This is a genomic window from Citrobacter sp. LST-B2 (assembly GCF_057983045.1).
In genome coordinates, this window is record NZ_CP192598.1 from 470,993 (window position 1) to 487,815 (window position 16,823).

Consider the following 16,823-nt stretch of genomic DNA (forward strand, 5'->3'; position numbering starts at 1 on the left):
ACCGTCAGACCAGACGGTTGCCAGGAATGAACCATTCCCGACGTGAATTCAGAAGATCCTGGGCGCTCATCGCTTTTTTTCCGGCGGGTTGCAATGAGAGCAGGTTCAGGACTCCGTTGCCGGTCGCGACCTGAATGCCTTGTTTCGTGGCGTCAAGGATGGTTCCCGGTTCTGCCAGCGTCGGCGTCTCTATCACGGATGCCTGCCAGACTTTTACCGGCTGGCCGTCAATTTCCAGCCAGCTCATCGGCCAGGGATTGAATGCGCGAATGCAACGTTCCAGTTGTGTCGCAGAAAGCGACCAGTCGATGCGCGCTTCTTCTTTACTGAGCTTTTCTGCGTGAGTGACTAGCGATTCATCTTGCACTTGCGGATTTGCACGGCCCTCAGCTAACTGCTTCAGCGTTTCGATCAGCCCCTGCGGACCAAGATCCGCCAGCTTGTCGTACAGTGTGCCGCTGGTGTCTTGCGCGGTGATGGGGCAGGCGAGCTTATAGAGCATATCGCCCGTATCGAGACCCACGTCCATTTGCATAATGGTCACGCCCGTTTCGGCGTCCCCAGCCCAAAGAGAACGTTGAATGGGCGCCGCGCCGCGCCAGCGCGGCAGCAGCGAACCGTGGACGTTAATGCAACCGAGACGCGGCATATCCAGCACGGCTTTCGGCAGAATCAGACCATACGCGACGACGACCATAACATCTGCATTCAGGTCAGAAACCAGGTGCTGGTTTTCCTGCGGGCGCAAGGAAACGGGTTGGAAAACCGGAATGCCTTTTTCCTCTGCCAGCACTTTTACCGGGCTCGGCATCAGTTTTTTTCCCCGACCTGCCGGGCGATCGGGCTGGGTAAATACCCCGACGACGTGATGTTCAGAAGACAACAGCGCGTCAAGATGACGCGCTGCAAAGTCAGGTGTACCCGCAAAAATAATACGTAGTGAGTCTGACACGGTGATTCTTGTCCTTAAGCTCGTGCGTTCAGGCGGTCGAGTTTCTCAACTTTCTGACGAATACGTTGCTGCTTCAGCGGTGACAAATAATCGATAAACAGTTTACCGACCAGGTGATCCATCTCGTGCTGAATACAGATAGCCAGCAGGCCGTCGGCTTCCAGTTCAAACGGTTTACCCTCGTGATCGAGCGCGCGAACTTTCACTTTCTCAGCACGCGGCACTAAAGCACGCTGTTCCGGAATAGACAGACAACCTTCTTCAATACCGGTCTCGCCTTCTTTTTCCAGCAGTTCCGGGTTAATTAACACCAGGCGTTCGTCACGATTTTCCGACACGTCAATGACGATAATCCGCTGATGAATATCAACCTGAGTTGCTGCGAGGCCAATACCTTCTTCCGCGTACATCGTCTCGAACATATCATCGACGATACGCTGAATTTCTGCATTCACTTCTTCTACCGGCTTTGCGACTTTGCGAAGGCGCTCGTCCGGAATATGTAACACTTGCAAAACTGACATAGTTATCCAGAGTTGTGTTCAGGAGTTGGAAAGATTATTACCTCTATTCTAGACAAATCCCCCTCTGATTGACAGCATCAGTGACCAATCGCAAAGATTGCTAAGACTGCTTGTGGCAGGGGGATAAGGATGACCCGTACCGAAATTTGGCTACGTTTAATGGCTGTGAATGAGTTGTTCGGCGATGAGATGGTGCGCGTCGCTCACGGACTGATATCACAGCCGGCTATTGATATCGCCGCATTGCGGCGTGCCGGCCTTTCCCCTTCCCAGGCAACGCGCTTTTTGACCTTTCCGGAAAAAGAACTGGAAATAACCCTTCGCTGGCTTGAGTCGCCGCACCATGACTTATTACTGGCAGACAGTGAAGATTATCCTGCGCAGCTTCGCGCCATTGAAGATTATCCCGGTGCGGTTTTTGTCGTTGGCTCCCCGCGATGTCTCCATGATTTTCAACTCGCCGTCGTGGGAAGCCGAACGCCGTCCTGGTATGGCGAACGATGGGGGCAGATGTTTTGTGAGAAACTGGCCAGTTGGGATATCACCATTACCAGCGGTCTGGCGCGAGGTATTGATGGCATCGCCCATCGGGCGGCGATCCAGGCAAAGGGGAAAAGCATTGCCGTATTAGGCAACGGCCTGCAATCCGTCTATCCCCGCCGACATGCCGGGATGGCCGATGCGTTGCTGGAAACGGGAGGCGCGCTGGTGTCCGAATTTCCGTTAATGATGGCCCCTTTACCGCGCAACTTTCCCCGCCGGAACCGTATCATTAGCGGTCTGAGTAAAGGGGTTCTGGTGGTTGAGGCGGCATTACGCAGTGGCTCGTTGGTCACCGCGCGCTGTGCGTTAGAGCAAGGACGAGAGGTGTTCGCTATCCCTGGCCCCCTCGGCAGCCCCGGAAGCGAAGGGCCACACTGGCTGGTGAAGCAGGGTGCCACCCTTGTGACGGCCCCAGATGAAATCATGGAAAATTTGCAGTACGGCTTGCATTGGCTGCCAGATGAGCCTGAAAAATCACTTTATTCATCAGATCAGGAAGGCGCAGCATTGCCATTTCCCGAGCTCCTGGCTAACGTAGGAGATGAGGTAACACCTGTTGACGTCGTCGCTGAACGTGCCGGCCAACCTGTGCCAGAGGTAGTGGCTCAGCTACTCGAACTGGAGTTAGCAGGATGGATCGCAGTTGTACCCGGCGGCTATGTCCGATTGAGGAGGGCATGCCATGTTCGACGTACTAATGTATTTGTTTGAGACATATATCCACAATGAAGCTGAATTACGTGTGGATCAGGACAAACTTGAACGGGATCTTACCGACGCTGGTTTTGATCGTGAAGACATCTACAACGCGCTCCTGTGGCTGGAAAAGCTTGCTGACTACCAGGAAGGTCTTGCCGAGCCGATGCAGCTCGCCTCCGATCCTCTCTCTGTGCGTATTTATACCCCAGAAGAGTGTGACCGACTGGATGCCAGTTGCCGGGGATTCCTGTTATTCCTTGAGCAGATTCAGGTGCTAAACCTCGAAACGCGAGAAATGGTGATTGAACGTGTGCTCGCGCTGGATACCGCAGAATTCGACCTGGAAGACCTGAAGTGGGTCATCCTGATGGTTTTGTTCAATATTCCAGGTTGTGAAAATGCATATCAGCAAATGGAAGAATTACTCTTTGAAGTGAATGAAGGTATGCTGCATTAATCAACCTTAATTCAGCATGAGTTGTTATGGCTAAATCAGCACTGTTTTCGGTGCGTAAAAATGAGCCCTGTCCACAGTGCGGGGCTGAACTGGTGATTCGCTCCGGGAAACACGGTCCGTTTCTTGGTTGCTCGCACTATCCGGAATGTGACTATATCCGTCCGTTGAAATCCTCAGCGGACGGACATATCGTCAAAGTTCTGGAGGGGAAACATTGCCCTGACTGCGGCAGCGAACTGGTGTTGCGCCAGGGGCGTTTTGGTATGTTTATCGGCTGCAGCAACTATCCAGAATGTGAGCATACCGAGCTCATTGATAAACCCGATGAAACCGCTATTACCTGCCCTCAATGCCAGACGGGCCATCTGGTCCAGCGGCGTTCCCGTTATGGCAAAACCTTCCACTCCTGCGATCGCTATCCGGAGTGCCAGTTTGTCATTAACTTCAAACCGGTAGCCGGAGAGTGTCCTGAGTGCCACTATCCGCTACTCATCGAAAAGAAAACCGCGCAGGGTGTGAAGCACTTTTGCGCCAGTAAACAATGTGGAAAGCCGGTTTCGGCGGAACAAACAAGTGAATAATAACCTGCCAACAGACCCTATCGCTGACGCAATAGAGGTACTGAATAAAGAGAATGTCATCGCCTATCCAACAGAAGCCGTCTTTGGCGTCGGGTGCGATCCCGATAGCGAAGTGGCCGTAAATCGTCTGTTGGCCTTGAAACAGCGTCCGGTGGATAAAGGGTTAATTTTGATCGCCGCCAGTTTTGAGCAGCTCAAGCCGTATATTGACGACAGTATGTTGACCGATGCCCAGCGTGATGCCGTGTTTGCTCGTTGGCCTGGTCCGGTGACCTTTGTTTTCCCTGCGCCAGCGACGACGCCTCGTTGGTTGACGGGGCGTTTTGATTCATTGGCGGTGCGCGTGACGGATCATCCGCTGGTGGTCGCCTTGTGCCAGGCTTATGGCAAACCGTTGGTTTCAACCAGCGCCAACCTGAGTGGATTACCCCCTTGCCGTACGGTTGAGGAAGTTCGCACACAGTTTGGTACAGACTTCCCGGTGGTGTCAGGAGAAACCGGAGGTCGATTGAATCCTTCGGAAATCCGTGATGCCCTGACGGGCGAGTTGTTTCGACAGGGGTAAGATGATGGAAACCTATGCTGTTTTTGGTAATCCAATCGCGCACAGCAAATCGCCGTTTATTCATCAGCAATTTGCGCAGCAGCTGCAGATTGCGCATCCGTATGGCCGTGTGCTGGCGCCTGTTAATGATTTCATCAACACACTGAACGCGTTCTTTGCCGACGGCGGTAAAGGAGTGAACGTCACAGTGCCATTTAAAGAAGAAGCATTTGCCCGCGCCGATGAACTCACCGAGCGTGCAGCCCTGGCCGGTGCGGTGAATACGATCAAGCGGCTCGAAGATGGTCGGTTGCTGGGTGACAACACCGACGGCATCGGTCTGCTAAGTGACCTCGAACGTCTGTCATTTATCCAGCCGGGGCAACGTATCCTGCTGATTGGCGCGGGTGGCGCTTCGCGTGGTGTATTGTTACCGCTGCTTTCTCTGGATTGCGGGGTGACGATTGTTAACCGGACGGCATCCCGTGCGGAAGAACTGGCACAGGTTTTTGCACATACAGGTAGCGTGCAGGCGCTGGGTATGGATGAGCTGGAAGGACATGAGTTTGATCTGATCATCAATGCCACCTCCAGCGGCATCAGCGGTGAGATCCCGGCGATCCCGGCATCGCTCATTCGTTCGTCCGTATGTTGTTACGACATGTTCTACCAAAAGGGCAATACGCCGTTTCTCTCCTGGTGTGAACGCCAGGGCGCGAAACGTTATGCCGATGGCCTGGGGATGCTGGTGGGACAAGCAGCTCATGCCGTTCTGCTCTGGCACGGCGTGTTGCCGGAAATTGAGCCAGTGATTGCGCGTCTCAAGCAGGAGTTATCCGCATGAATCAGGCCATCCAGTTTCCAGACCGGGAAGAGTGGGACGCGCAGAAAAAAGCGGTTTGCTTTCCCGCGCTGGTTAATGGCATGCAGTTAATGTGCGCTATTAAGGGAGAAACGCTGGCGAATCGCTTTGATGGTGAAACGACGGAACAATGGTTAGCTCACTTTTGCGAACATCGCTGGGATCTGGAAGAAGAAGCGGAAGCATTGATCCAGTCCCAGCAAGAAGACGATCATGGCTGGGTTTGGTTACCCTGAGCGAGATACTCGTCTTTCCATTTCACATAATTTCTGGCGGAGTATTGCAGACCCGCTTTCTCCTCCTCTGTTAGCGGCCGGATCTGTTTGACCGGGCTCCCCAAATAGAGATAGCCGCTCTCTAGGCGTTTGTTTTGCGGTACCAGGCTTCCCGCCCCAATCATTACGTCGTCTTCAATCACCGCGCCATCCAGCAGAATCGATCCCATACCGACCAGGACCCGGTTGCCAATGATGCAGCCGTGCAACATCACTTTATGCCCGACCGTCACATCTTCTCCTACAATGAGCGGGTTGCCATCCGGGTTGGAGGCGGATTTGTGCGTGACATGCAACACGCTGCCATCCTGAATATTCGTACGCGCCCCGATCGCAACGTAATTTACATCGCCACGGATCGCGACAAGCGGCCAGATCCCCACATCGTCTGCCAGGCGAACGTCGCCAATGATCACACTGCTGCTGTCGAGCATCACCCGTTGGCCAATCTGTGGGAAAAGATCCTTATAAGGACGTAATACGTCAGACATGTTTACCTCAAGGAAAGAGAACAGTAATGATGACTTTGGTTGCATTTCTGGCCTTGCGCAAGTGCTTTAGCTATCAAAAATTCGCCAAATTGCGCATGAATGGAGCGAAAGGGATGAAAAAGCAGCGAACGGAAAAAAAGATCTAAAAAAGGCTTGTGCAAAAAAATGGGATCCCTATAATGCGCCTCCGTTGAGACGACAAAGTGGAACGCTTCACAAGATGGTCGTCACAGCGAAGAGAAAAATCCTGAAAATCAGGGTTGACTCTGAAAGAGGAAAGCGTAATATACGCCACCTCGCGACAGAGCGCTAAAGCGCGTCGCAACTGCTCTTTAACAATTTATCAGACAATCTGTGTGGGCACTCAGAGTGACATGGATTCTTAACGTCGCAAGACGAAAAATGAATACCAAGTCTCAAAGAGTGAACACGTAATTCATTACGACGTTTAATTCTAGGAGCATCAAACTTAAATTGAAGAGTTTGATCATGGCTCAGATTGAACGCTGGCGGCAGGCCTAACACATGCAAGTCGAACGGTAACAGGAAGCAGCTTGCTGCTTTGCTGACGAGTGGCGGACGGGTGAGTAATGTCTGGGAAACTGCCCGATGGAGGGGGATAACTACTGGAAACGGTAGCTAATACCGCATAATGTCGCAAGACCAAAGAGGGGGACCTTCGGGCCTCTTGCCATCGGATGTGCCCAGATGGGATTAGCTTGTTGGTGAGGTAACGGCTCACCAAGGCGACGATCCCTAGCTGGTCTGAGAGGATGACCAGCCACACTGGAACTGAGACACGGTCCAGACTCCTACGGGAGGCAGCAGTGGGGAATATTGCACAATGGGCGCAAGCCTGATGCAGCCATGCCGCGTGTATGAAGAAGGCCTTCGGGTTGTAAAGTACTTTCAGCGGGGAGGAAGGGGTTAAGGTTAATAACCTTAGCCATTGACGTTACCCGCAGAAGAAGCACCGGCTAACTCCGTGCCAGCAGCCGCGGTAATACGGAGGGTGCAAGCGTTAATCGGAATTACTGGGCGTAAAGCGCACGCAGGCGGTCTGTCAAGTCGGATGTGAAATCCCCGGGCTCAACCTGGGAACTGCATTCGAAACTGGCAGGCTTGAGTCTCGTAGAGGGGGGTAGAATTCCAGGTGTAGCGGTGAAATGCGTAGAGATCTGGAGGAATACCGGTGGCGAAGGCGGCCCCCTGGACGAAGACTGACGCTCAGGTGCGAAAGCGTGGGGAGCAAACAGGATTAGATACCCTGGTAGTCCACGCCGTAAACGATGTCTATTTGGAGGTTGTGCCCTTGAGGCGTGGCTTCCGGAGCTAACGCGTTAAATAGACCGCCTGGGGAGTACGGCCGCAAGGTTAAAACTCAAATGAATTGACGGGGGCCCGCACAAGCGGTGGAGCATGTGGTTTAATTCGATGCAACGCGAAGAACCTTACCTGGTCTTGACATCCACAGAACTTGGCAGAGATGCCTTGGTGCCTTCGGGAACTGTGAGACAGGTGCTGCATGGCTGTCGTCAGCTCGTGTTGTGAAATGTTGGGTTAAGTCCCGCAACGAGCGCAACCCTTATCCTTTGTTGCCAGCGGTTAGGCCGGGAACTCAAAGGAGACTGCCAGTGATAAACTGGAGGAAGGTGGGGATGACGTCAAGTCATCATGGCCCTTACGACCAGGGCTACACACGTGCTACAATGGCATATACAAAGAGAAGCGACCTCGCGAGAGCAAGCGGACCTCATAAAGTATGTCGTAGTCCGGATTGGAGTCTGCAACTCGACTCCATGAAGTCGGAATCGCTAGTAATCGTGGATCAGAATGCCACGGTGAATACGTTCCCGGGCCTTGTACACACCGCCCGTCACACCATGGGAGTGGGTTGCAAAAGAAGTAGGTAGCTTAACCTTCGGGAGGGCGCTTACCACTTTGTGATTCATGACTGGGGTGAAGTCGTAACAAGGTAACCGTAGGGGAACCTGCGGTTGGATCACCTCCTTACCTTAAAGAACCTGCCTTTGTAGTGCCCACACAGATTGTCTGATGAAAAACGAGCAGTAAAACCTCTACAGGCTTGTAGCTCAGGTGGTTAGAGCGCACCCCTGATAAGGGTGAGGTCGGTGGTTCAAGTCCACTCAGGCCTACCAAATTTTCCCTGAATACTGCGTTGTGAAACGACTCGCATACTTTAAGTATGCTTCGCCATTCCACGCCTTGTCTCAGGAAAAATTATCGGTACAGAGGTTCTGACTACACTGTATGGGGCTATAGCTCAGCTGGGAGAGCGCCTGCTTTGCACGCAGGAGGTCTGCGGTTCGATCCCGCATAGCTCCACCATACTGTAGAACGTAATCAAGAAAACTTCAGAGTGTACCTGAAAGGGTGCGCTGCGAAGTTTTGCTCTTTAAAAATCTGGATCAAGCTGAAAATTGAAACGACACACTGTTAATGGTGTGTTCGAGTCTCTCAAATTTTCGCAACACGATGATGAATCGAAAGAAACATCTTCGGGTTGTGAGGTTAAGCGACTAAGCGTACACGGTGGATGCCCTGGCAGTCAGAGGCGATGAAGGACGTGCTAATCTGCGAAAAGCGTCGGTAAGGTGATATGAACCGTTATAACCGGCGATGTCCGAATGGGGAAACCCAGTGCAATTCGTTGCACTATCGTTAACTGAATCCATAGGTTAACGAGGCGAACCGGGGGAACTGAAACATCTAAGTACCCCGAGGAAAAGAAATCAACCGAGATTCCCCCAGTAGCGGCGAGCGAACGGGGAGCAGCCCAGAGCCTGAATCAGCATGTGTGGTAGTGGAACGGTCTGGAAAGGCCGGCGATACAGGGTGACAGCCCCGTACACAAAATTGCATGTGTTGTGAGCTCGATGAGTAGGGCGGGACACGTGGTATCCTGTCTGAATATGGGGGGACCATCCTCCAAGGCTAAATACTCCTGACTGACCGATAGTGAACCAGTACCGTGAGGGAAAGGCGAAAAGAACCCCGGCGAGGGGAGTGAAAAAGAACCTGAAACCGTGTACGTACAAGCAGTGGGAGCCTCTTTATGGGGTGACTGCGTACCTTTTGTATAATGGGTCAGCGACTTATATTCTGTAGCAAGGTTAACCGAATAGGGGAGCCGAAGGGAAACCGAGTCTTAACTGGGCGTTAAGTTGCAGGGTATAGACCCGAAACCCGGTGATCTAGCCATGGGCAGGTTGAAGGTTGGGTAACACTAACTGGAGGACCGAACCGACTAATGTTGAAAAATTAGCGGATGACTTGTGGCTGGGGGTGAAAGGCCAATCAAACCGGGAGATAGCTGGTTCTCCCCGAAAGCTATTTAGGTAGCGCCTCGTGAATTCATCTCCGGGGGTAGAGCACTGTTTCGGCTAGGGGGCCATCCCGGCTTACCAACCCGATGCAAACTGCGAATACCGGAGAATGTTATCACGGGAGACACACGGCGGGTGCTAACGTCCGTCGTGAAGAGGGAAACAACCCAGACCGCCAGCTAAGGTCCCAAAGTCATGGTTAAGTGGGAAACGATGTGGGAAGGCTCAGACAGCCAGGATGTTGGCTTAGAAGCAGCCATCATTTAAAGAAAGCGTAATAGCTCACTGGTCGAGTCGGCCTGCGCGGAAGATGTAACGGGGCTAAACCATGCACCGAAGCTGCGGCAGCGACACTAAGTGTTGTTGGGTAGGGGAGCGTTCTGTAAGCCTGTGAAGGTGTGCTGTGAGGCATGCTGGAGGTATCAGAAGTGCGAATGCTGACATAAGTAACGATAAAGCGGGTGAAAAGCCCGCTCGCCGGAAGACCAAGGGTTCCTGTCCAACGTTAATCGGGGCAGGGTGAGTCGACCCCTAAGGCGAGGCCGAAAGGCGTAGTCGATGGGAAACAGGTTAATATTCCTGTACCAGGTGTTACTGCGAAGGGGGGACGGAGAAGGCTATGTTGGCCGGGCGACGGTTGTCCCGGTTTAAGCGTGTAGGTGTGTGTTCCAGGTAAATCCGGTTCACTTTAACACTGAGGCGTGATGACGAGGCACTACGGTGCTGAAGTGACAAATGCCCTGCTTCCAGGAAAAGCCTCTAAGCATCAGGTAACATCAGATCGTACCCCAAACCGACACAGGTGGTCAGGTAGAGAATACCAAGGCGCTTGAGAGAACTCGGGTGAAGGAACTAGGCAAAATGGTGCCGTAACTTCGGGAGAAGGCACGCTGATGCGTAGGTGAAGCGATTTACTCGTGGAGCTGAAATCAGTCGAAGATACCAGCTGGCTGCAACTGTTTATTAAAAACACAGCACTGTGCAAACACGAAAGTGGACGTATACGGTGTGACGCCTGCCCGGTGCCGGAAGGTTAATTGATGGGGTTATCCGTAAGGAGAAGCTCTTGATCGAAGCCCCGGTAAACGGCGGCCGTAACTATAACGGTCCTAAGGTAGCGAAATTCCTTGTCGGGTAAGTTCCGACCTGCACGAATGGCGTAATGATGGCCAGGCTGTCTCCACCCGAGACTCAGTGAAATTGAACTCGCTGTGAAGATGCAGTGTACCCGCGGCAAGACGGAAAGACCCCGTGAACCTTTACTATAGCTTGACACTGAACACTGGTCCTTGATGTGTAGGATAGGTGGGAGGCTTTGAAGCGCGGACGCCAGTTCGTGTGGAGCCATCCTTGAAATACCACCCTTTAATGGCTGGTGTTCTAACGTGGGCCCGTAATCCGGGTTGCGGACAGTGTCTGGTGGGTAGTTTGACTGGGGCGGTCTCCTCCTAAAGAGTAACGGAGGAGCACGAAGGTTAGCTAATCCTGGTCGGACATCAGGAGGTTAGTGCAAAGGCATAAGCTAGCTTGACTGCGAGCGTGACGGCGCGAGCAGGTGCGAAAGCAGGTCTTAGTGATCCGGTGGTTCTGAATGGAAGGGCCATCGCTCAACGGATAAAAGGTACTCCGGGGATAACAGGCTGATACCGCCCAAGAGTTCATATCGACGGCGGTGTTTGGCACCTCGATGTCGGCTCATCACATCCTGGGGCTGAAGTAGGTCCCAAGGGTATGGCTGTTCGCCATTTAAAGTGGTACGCGAGCTGGGTTTAGAACGTCGTGAGACAGTTCGGTCCCTATCTGCCGTGGGCGCTGGAGAATTGAGGGGGGCTGCTCCTAGTACGAGAGGACCGGAGTGGACGCATCACTGGTGTTCGGGTTGTCATGCCAATGGCACTGCCCGGTAGCTAAATGCGGAAGAGATAAGTGCTGAAAGCATCTAAGCACGAAACTTGCCCCGAGATGAGTTCTCCCTGACCCTTTAAGGGTCCTGAAGGAACGTTGAAGACGACGACGTTGATAGGCCGGGTGTGTAAGCGCAGCGATGCGTTGAGCTAACCGGTACTAATGAACCGTGAGGCTTAACCTTACAACGCCGAAGCTGTTTTGGCGGATTGAGAAAATTTTCAGCCTGATTACAGATTAGATTAACCGGCGAAAGGCGGGTTAATAAACAGAATTTGCCTGGCGGCTGTAGCGCGGTGGTCCCACCTGACCCCATGCCGAACTCAGAAGTGAAACGCCGTAGCGCCGATGGTAGTGTGGGGTCTCCCCATGTGAGAGTAGGGAACTGCCAGGCATCAAATTTAGCGTGCTGATATGGCTCAGTTGGTAGAGCGCACCCTTGGTAAGGGTGAGGTCCCCAGTTCGACTCTGGGTATCAGCACCACTTAATTAGGTTAAAGTTCGGCACAGTGGAAAAGAATTTGTCTGGCGGCTGTAGCGCGGTGGTCCCACCTGACCCCATGCCGAACTCAGAAGTGAAACGCCGTAGCGCCGATGGTAGTGTGGGGTCTCCCCATGCGAGAGTAGGGAACTGCCAGACATCAAACAAGTGAGAAGGCCATCCGAAAGGATGGCCTTTTTGCGTTTATACGCCGAAAAAACGGTAGGCCGGGTAAGGTGAAGCCGTCACCCGGCAGAGCAAACGACTAATGAATCACCTGAGACAGGAATGCTCGAGTACGTTCTGATTTAGGATGTGCAAAAAACTCATCCGGCGGGGCCTGCTCAACAATTTCCCCACGATCCATGAAGATCACCCTGTCAGCCACCGTTCTGGCAAATCCCATCTCATGCGTGACGCAAAGCATTGTCATTCCTGATTGCGCCAGGCCAATCATCGTATCCAGCACCTCTTTCACCATTTCGGGATCCAGCGCCGACGTGGGTTCATCAAAGAGCATAATTTTGGGTTTCATACATAGCGAGCGGGCAATGGCCACGCGTTGTTGCTGTCCTCCGGAGATCTGCCCTGGAAATTTATGTGCGTGCTCTGCAATACGCACACGTTCCAGGTAGTGCATCCCCAGCGCTTCGGCTTCTTTTACCGGCATCTTACGCACCCAAATCGGTGCCAGCGTACAGTTTTGCAAAACCGTCAGATGAGGAAAGAGATTGAAGTGCTGGAATACCATGCCGACTTCCTGTCGGACGCGCTCGATGTTGCGGATGTCTTCATTCAACTCAATGCCATCGACAATAATTCGTCCCTGTTGATGTTCTTCCAGATGGTTAATACAGCGGATGGTGGTTGATTTTCCCGAACCTGAAGGCCCACATAACACAATGCGTTCCCCCTGTTTAACGCGCAGGTTGATATCCTTAAGGACATGAAACTGTCCGTACCACTTATTGACGTTTTCCAGCGTAATCATCGCGTCGGCAGGTTGTATTAATAGTTGGCTCATAGAATCCTCAGTGCGGTGTACGCCCGGTGTTAAAGCGCTTTTCCAGATGCTGGCTATAGCGCGACATGCTGAAACAAAAAATCCAGTAAATCAGAGCAGCGAAGACATAGCCTTCTGTCGACATACCCAGCCAGGCAGGGTCAACTGTCGCTTGCTGCACGCTGCTGAACAGATCGAACAAACCGATGATGATGACCAGACTGGTATCCTTAAACAGGGCAATAATGGTGTTCACCAGTCCGGGAATCACCAGCTTCAGGGCTTGGGGAAGAATGACCAGCCCTTGGGTTTTCCAGTAGCCCAACGCCAGCGATTCTGCTGCTTCGTATTGCCCTTTCGGTAATGCCTGCAGCCCCCCACGAACCACTTCCGCGACGTAGGCCGACTGGAAGAGGATCACGCCAACCAGCGCCCGGATAAGCTTATCGATGCTGGTTCCTTCTGACAGAAACAGCGGCAGCATGACCGAAGACATAAACAGGACGGTGATCAGCGGGACGCCACGCCAGAACTCGATAAAAATGACGGATAAGATCCGCACGACGGGCATGTGGGAGCGACGTCCCAGTGCCAACAAAATTCCTAATGGCAGTGCCCCCGCGATCCCGACGGATGCGATGATTAAGGTCAGCGTCAGCCCACCCCATTGGCGTGTTTCAACGCGATCCAGACCAAGAAATCCGCCATACAACAGGAACCAGACAGTGATCGGGTAGATCACGGCCCAGACGACGATATAACGCCCGCGACCCGGCAACGCTTTCCAGAACATCGGCACAATGGAAGCCAACCCAATGATCAACGCCAGGTTGATACGCCAACGCTGATCATGTGGGTACAATCCATACATGAATTGTCCAAATCGTTCATGAATAAACACCCAGCAGGCGCCCGCTTTGGTACAGTCAGCACGCGTGGAGCCCACCCAGTTGGCCTGCAGGAACGCCCAGTTCAGCAAAGGGGGAATTAACTCCCACATCAGCCACAGACAGAACAGCGTCAGCAGGCTGTTTGACCAACTAGAAAAGAGGTTCTTCCGTACCCATACGATCGAACGACCAGGGCCGTTACTGGCCGGGCGCATGGGATGAGACAGCAGTGCTTTTGTCATCATGATTCCTTAGCGCTCAATGAGGGCGATTCGCCGGTTATAGATGTTCATCAGCAGCGAGATGCTCAGGCTGATGATCAGGTACACCGACATCGTGATGGCGATCGTTTCGATGGCCTGTCCGGTCTGATTAAGTACCGTACCGGCGAACAGCGATACCATGTCGGGATAGCCAATGGCGGCGGCCAGCGATGAGTTTTTCACAATATTCAGATACTGGCTGGTCAGCGGTGGAATAATGACGCGAAGTGCCTGAGGAATGATGACCTGGCGAAGGGTCACAGTATTAGGTAACCCGAGAGAACGGGCGGCTTCATGTTGACCGTAGGGAACGGCCTGAATGCCTGCACGAATGATTTCGGCAATAAACGCCGAGGTATATACCGATAACGCCAGCGTCAGGGCTGCCAGTTCAGGAATGAGCACCATTCCGCCACGGAAGTTGAAGCCGCGTAGTTGTGGGATATCCCAGTGCAGCGCCGCGCCAAAAAGCCAATGCGCGATGAGCGGCAGCAGCACAATCAGGCTTAATGCAGTAGGCCAGGTTCTGCGAAGTTGTCCCGTTTTCATCTGATGCATTTTATTGAAGCGGAACAGACCCACGGACAGCGCAATGGCAATCACTGCCGAGAGCACGAAAGCGAGTACGCCTTCCCCTAACTGCGGAGACGGGATATAGAGTCCCCGATTACTCAGAAAGACCATATCCAGCGCGCTTGCGGCCTGACGGGGGCCGGGCAAATTGCGCAGAACCGCGAAGTACCAAAAAAAGATTTGCAGCAGAGGCGGGATATTACGAAAGGTCTCAATATAAATCGTCGAGAGTTTACGCAGTAACCAGTTATCTGAAAGGCGCGCCAGCCCGAGAAAGAAGCCGATAAATGACGCAAAGACAATACACAGCGCGGAAACCAGCAGCGTGTTAAGCAAACCCACCACAAAAACACGTCCGTACGTGTCACCCTGCTGATAGTCGATTAAGTGCTGGACGATGCCAAACCCAGCGCTACGGTCGAGAAAGGCAAAGCCCGAGGTAATGCCGCGACTGCTTAGATTATTAATCGTGTTATGAATGAGATAGATAGCAACTGCAACGACCGCAAGAATGGCGAGGATCTGGAACAGCCAGGCGCGGACCGCAGGGTTTGAAAAGGAGAGCGACCCTTTTACACTTGAGCGGCGATGGAACATAAGAAAGCCTCGGTAACCATAACTCTGAACTGAGCGCCGCTAGTGCGGCGCCCGTTACATCACAACGACTTAACGCACCGGCGGTGCGTATTGAATGCCGCCGTTATTCCAGAGATTGTTCTGTCCACGTTTGATCTTCAGTGGGCTTTCCGATCCGACGTTGCGTTCAAAGATCTCCGCATAGTTACCCACCTGCTTGATGATGTTGTAAGCCCATTTATTGTCGAGCTTCAGATCTTTGCCGTAGTCGCCTTCTTTGCCCAGCAGATGTGCCATATCTGGTGTTGCCGGGTTCGCCGCTTTCTCATCGACATTCTTCGATGTCACGCCCATCTCTTCGGCATTCAACATGGCAAACAGCGTCCAACGCACAATAGAGAACCATTCGTCATCACCGCGACGAACAACTGGCCCCAGCGGCTCTTTCGAGATCACCTCTGGCAGTACAAGCCATTCAGCCGGGTTGCTGAGTTTGATGCGCAGGGCATACAGTTGGGACTGGTCAGAGGCGAGGGTATCGCAACGTCCGGACTCCAGCGCTTTTGCCGACTCATCTGAGCGGTCAAAAGTCACCGGGGTGTATTTCATGTTGTTGGCTTTGAAATAATCCGCCACGTTCAGTTCCGTATCTGTTCCCGCCTGAATACAAACGGTGGCACCATCTAACTCTTTCGCGCTTTTCAGACCCGCTTTGTTGTGGGTCAGGAAACCAATGCCATCGTAATAGGTAACGCCAGTGAAGGACATGCCCATTCCTGCATCACGTGAGGAGGTCCAGGTCGTATTACGGGAGAGAAGATCGACTTCGCCAGACTGTAATGCGGTGAAGCGTTCTTTTGCGGTGAGAGGGGTATATTTTACTTTTGTATCATCTCCCAGGACGGCGGCGGCAACGCCACGGCAAACATCCACATCTATCCCGGAGAATTTCCCGTCCGCGTCAGCGTAAGAAAAACCGGGAAGACCGTCACTGATACCGCATTGTACGAACCCTTTCTTTTTTACAGCATCCAGCGTGGTTCCCGCATGTGCCTGATTGGCAACCGCAAGCAGCACACCGGCCGCAGCCAGTGTGGCTATCATCATCTTTTTCATAATGCATCCTGTGTGGCAAAGAAATTATTGTTATAGAGAGACGTTCTGCAACGTCTTTAACCTGTCTGTGGCATTGGCCATACTCTTCTAAGCAAAGGTAATGCCAGGTTTTGCGCGTGAATATCCGACGCAATAAGCAGAGTGTAGACAGGAAAAAATAAAATCAGCGCCCTGAAATAGTGCGAAATTGAAACGTAAGCCACATTTTGGAGCAAAATATTTAAAATAATGCTCGCAAAATGAAATAACGATTTCAGGCGTGAATATCGAGAGCGTGAGTATTGAAAGATAAATGCGAAAAGAGAAAGGGTTGGACGTTATTGATTATTAAAATGTATTAGAACACGTATTTTTCAACACATTGAATGATATGAAAAACCGTATTCTTAGGCTAAGAGCGCGGCAAGTACCGCGCTCTGAGAATGTTATTTTGACAGTGCGATGATCCCCATCGTCAGGCCTGCAACCGCTGCGGCCCCGCCAGCAATGGCGCCTGCGGTTTCCCAGTTATCCTGAGTCGTCCCTTTCATACAGGTGTTGGTATGAACAAGACGTCCTTGATCATCATAAACCGGAACGCAGGGGGAATCGTGTGCACAGCCCGCCAGCAATGCAGTGAGCAATGCTACTGGAATTAATCTTTTCATGGTGTTACCTCAAAAATAAGCGTTCCGCTAAATGCAGCAACAGGGAATGCTGCTTTGCGAATACGAAATGAATTTTACCACCGCTTAAAAAAAG

General features: G+C 52.4%; 14 protein-coding genes, 3 tRNA genes and 4 rRNA genes. 13 read left to right on the forward strand and 8 right to left on the reverse strand.

Translation table 11 applies throughout. The features are described 5' to 3' along the window. Positions 1-4: 4 nt before the first annotated feature. Both fmt and def read right to left on the reverse strand, forming a co-directional pair. The gene (gene fmt / locus ACQ0PY_RS02270) at positions 5-952 is read right to left on the reverse strand and encodes a methionyl-tRNA formyltransferase (protein WP_044265317.1); all 948 of its coding nucleotides are present in this window, start codon (positions 950-952) and stop codon (positions 5-7) included. A gap of 14 nt (positions 953-966) precedes the next feature. Next, on the reverse strand, positions 967-1,476 hold the full coding sequence (gene def / locus ACQ0PY_RS02275) for a peptide deformylase (RefSeq protein WP_109739783.1): 510 nt from the start codon (positions 1,474-1,476) through the stop codon (positions 967-969). 129 nt (positions 1,477-1,605) lie between these two features. Between def and dprA the strand changes: the two genes are divergently transcribed. Genes dprA through ACQ0PY_RS02305 form a run of 6 tightly spaced genes read left to right on the forward strand, consistent with a single transcriptional unit; the run spans position 1,606 to position 5,398 of the window. Beyond that, complete coding sequence (gene dprA / locus ACQ0PY_RS02280; protein WP_099433259.1) at positions 1,606-2,730, forward strand: DNA-protecting protein DprA; 1,125 nt, start codon at positions 1,606-1,608, stop codon at positions 2,728-2,730. Then, the gene (gene smg, locus ACQ0PY_RS02285) at positions 2,702-3,175 is read left to right on the forward strand and encodes a DUF494 family protein Smg (protein WP_012908442.1); all 474 of its coding nucleotides are present in this window, start codon (positions 2,702-2,704) and stop codon (positions 3,173-3,175) included. Before dprA ends, smg begins: the two co-directional genes overlap by 29 nt. Positions 3,176-3,201: 26 nt before the next feature. Then, a complete protein-coding gene (locus ACQ0PY_RS02290) occupies positions 3,202-3,756 on the forward strand; it encodes a DNA topoisomerase family protein (RefSeq protein ID WP_334263319.1) in 555 nt (184 codons plus the stop codon). Beyond that, complete coding sequence (gene tsaC, locus ACQ0PY_RS02295) at positions 3,749-4,321, forward strand: L-threonylcarbamoyladenylate synthase type 1 TsaC (RefSeq protein WP_044265313.1); 573 nt, start codon at positions 3,749-3,751, stop codon at positions 4,319-4,321. Before ACQ0PY_RS02290 ends, tsaC begins: the two co-directional genes overlap by 8 nt. Positions 4,322-4,325: 4 nt before the next feature. Beyond that, complete coding sequence (aroE, locus tag ACQ0PY_RS02300) at positions 4,326-5,144, forward strand: shikimate dehydrogenase (RefSeq protein WP_080343322.1); 819 nt, start codon at positions 4,326-4,328, stop codon at positions 5,142-5,144. Next, positions 5,141-5,398 carry a DUF1488 family protein gene (locus ACQ0PY_RS02305; protein WP_109739784.1) on the forward strand — a complete coding sequence of 86 codons (258 nt, stop codon included), beginning with the start codon at positions 5,141-5,143 and terminating at the stop codon, positions 5,396-5,398. The genes aroE and ACQ0PY_RS02305 overlap by 4 nt, the downstream gene beginning before the upstream one ends. Here the strand turns inward: ACQ0PY_RS02305 and ACQ0PY_RS02310 are convergent. Next, the gene (locus ACQ0PY_RS02310) at positions 5,374-5,928 is read right to left on the reverse strand and encodes a gamma carbonic anhydrase family protein (protein ID WP_042998365.1); all 555 of its coding nucleotides are present in this window, start codon (positions 5,926-5,928) and stop codon (positions 5,374-5,376) included. The genes ACQ0PY_RS02305 and ACQ0PY_RS02310 overlap by 25 nt on opposite strands. Positions 5,929-6,399: 471 nt before the next feature. On the opposite strand from ACQ0PY_RS02310, the gene ACQ0PY_RS02315 reads away from it, so the two are divergent. From ACQ0PY_RS02315 to rrf (ACQ0PY_RS02345), 7 genes are all read left to right on the forward strand, one after another. Then, a 16S ribosomal RNA gene (locus ACQ0PY_RS02315) occupies positions 6,400-7,941 on the forward strand. Positions 7,942-8,010: 69 nt separating this feature from the next. Beyond that, positions 8,011-8,087 (forward strand) — tRNA-Ile (locus tag ACQ0PY_RS02320). 114 nt (positions 8,088-8,201) lie between these two features. After that, a tRNA-Ala gene (locus ACQ0PY_RS02325) sits at positions 8,202-8,277 on the forward strand. Positions 8,278-8,458: 181 nt separating this feature from the next. After that, a 23S ribosomal RNA gene (locus tag ACQ0PY_RS02330) occupies positions 8,459-11,364 on the forward strand. Between the two features lie 94 nt (positions 11,365-11,458). Beyond that, positions 11,459-11,574, forward strand: a 5S ribosomal RNA gene (gene rrf, locus ACQ0PY_RS02335). A gap of 14 nt (positions 11,575-11,588) precedes the next feature. Continuing rightward, positions 11,589-11,664, forward strand: a tRNA-Thr gene (locus tag ACQ0PY_RS02340). 40 nt (positions 11,665-11,704) lie between these two features. Next, positions 11,705-11,820, forward strand: a 5S ribosomal RNA gene (rrf, locus tag ACQ0PY_RS02345). The 16S, 23S and 5S rRNA genes sit together here with 3 tRNA genes alongside, the layout of an rRNA operon. 106 nt (positions 11,821-11,926) lie before the next feature. Here rrf (ACQ0PY_RS02345) and ACQ0PY_RS02350 read toward each other — a convergent pair. From ACQ0PY_RS02350 to ACQ0PY_RS02370, 5 genes are all read right to left on the reverse strand, one after another. Continuing rightward, positions 11,927-12,685 carry an amino acid ABC transporter ATP-binding protein gene (locus tag ACQ0PY_RS02350; protein WP_042324914.1) on the reverse strand — a complete coding sequence of 253 codons (759 nt, stop codon included), beginning with the start codon at positions 12,683-12,685 and terminating at the stop codon, positions 11,927-11,929. A 7-nt stretch (positions 12,686-12,692) separates the two neighbouring features. Then, a complete protein-coding gene (locus tag ACQ0PY_RS02355; RefSeq protein ID WP_044263691.1) occupies positions 12,693-13,796 on the reverse strand; it encodes an amino acid ABC transporter permease in 1,104 nt (367 codons plus the stop codon). Between the two features lie 9 nt (positions 13,797-13,805). After that, the gene (locus ACQ0PY_RS02360) at positions 13,806-14,987 is read right to left on the reverse strand and encodes an amino acid ABC transporter permease (protein ID WP_044256018.1); all 1,182 of its coding nucleotides are present in this window, start codon (positions 14,985-14,987) and stop codon (positions 13,806-13,808) included. A gap of 69 nt (positions 14,988-15,056) precedes the next feature. Then, the gene (locus ACQ0PY_RS02365) at positions 15,057-16,082 is read right to left on the reverse strand and encodes an amino acid ABC transporter substrate-binding protein (protein WP_042998362.1); all 1,026 of its coding nucleotides are present in this window, start codon (positions 16,080-16,082) and stop codon (positions 15,057-15,059) included. Positions 16,083-16,507: 425 nt separating this feature from the next. Continuing rightward, complete coding sequence (locus ACQ0PY_RS02370) at positions 16,508-16,729, reverse strand: putative periplasmic lipoprotein (RefSeq protein WP_000825639.1); 222 nt, start codon at positions 16,727-16,729, stop codon at positions 16,508-16,510. Positions 16,730-16,823 lie beyond the last annotated feature (94 nt).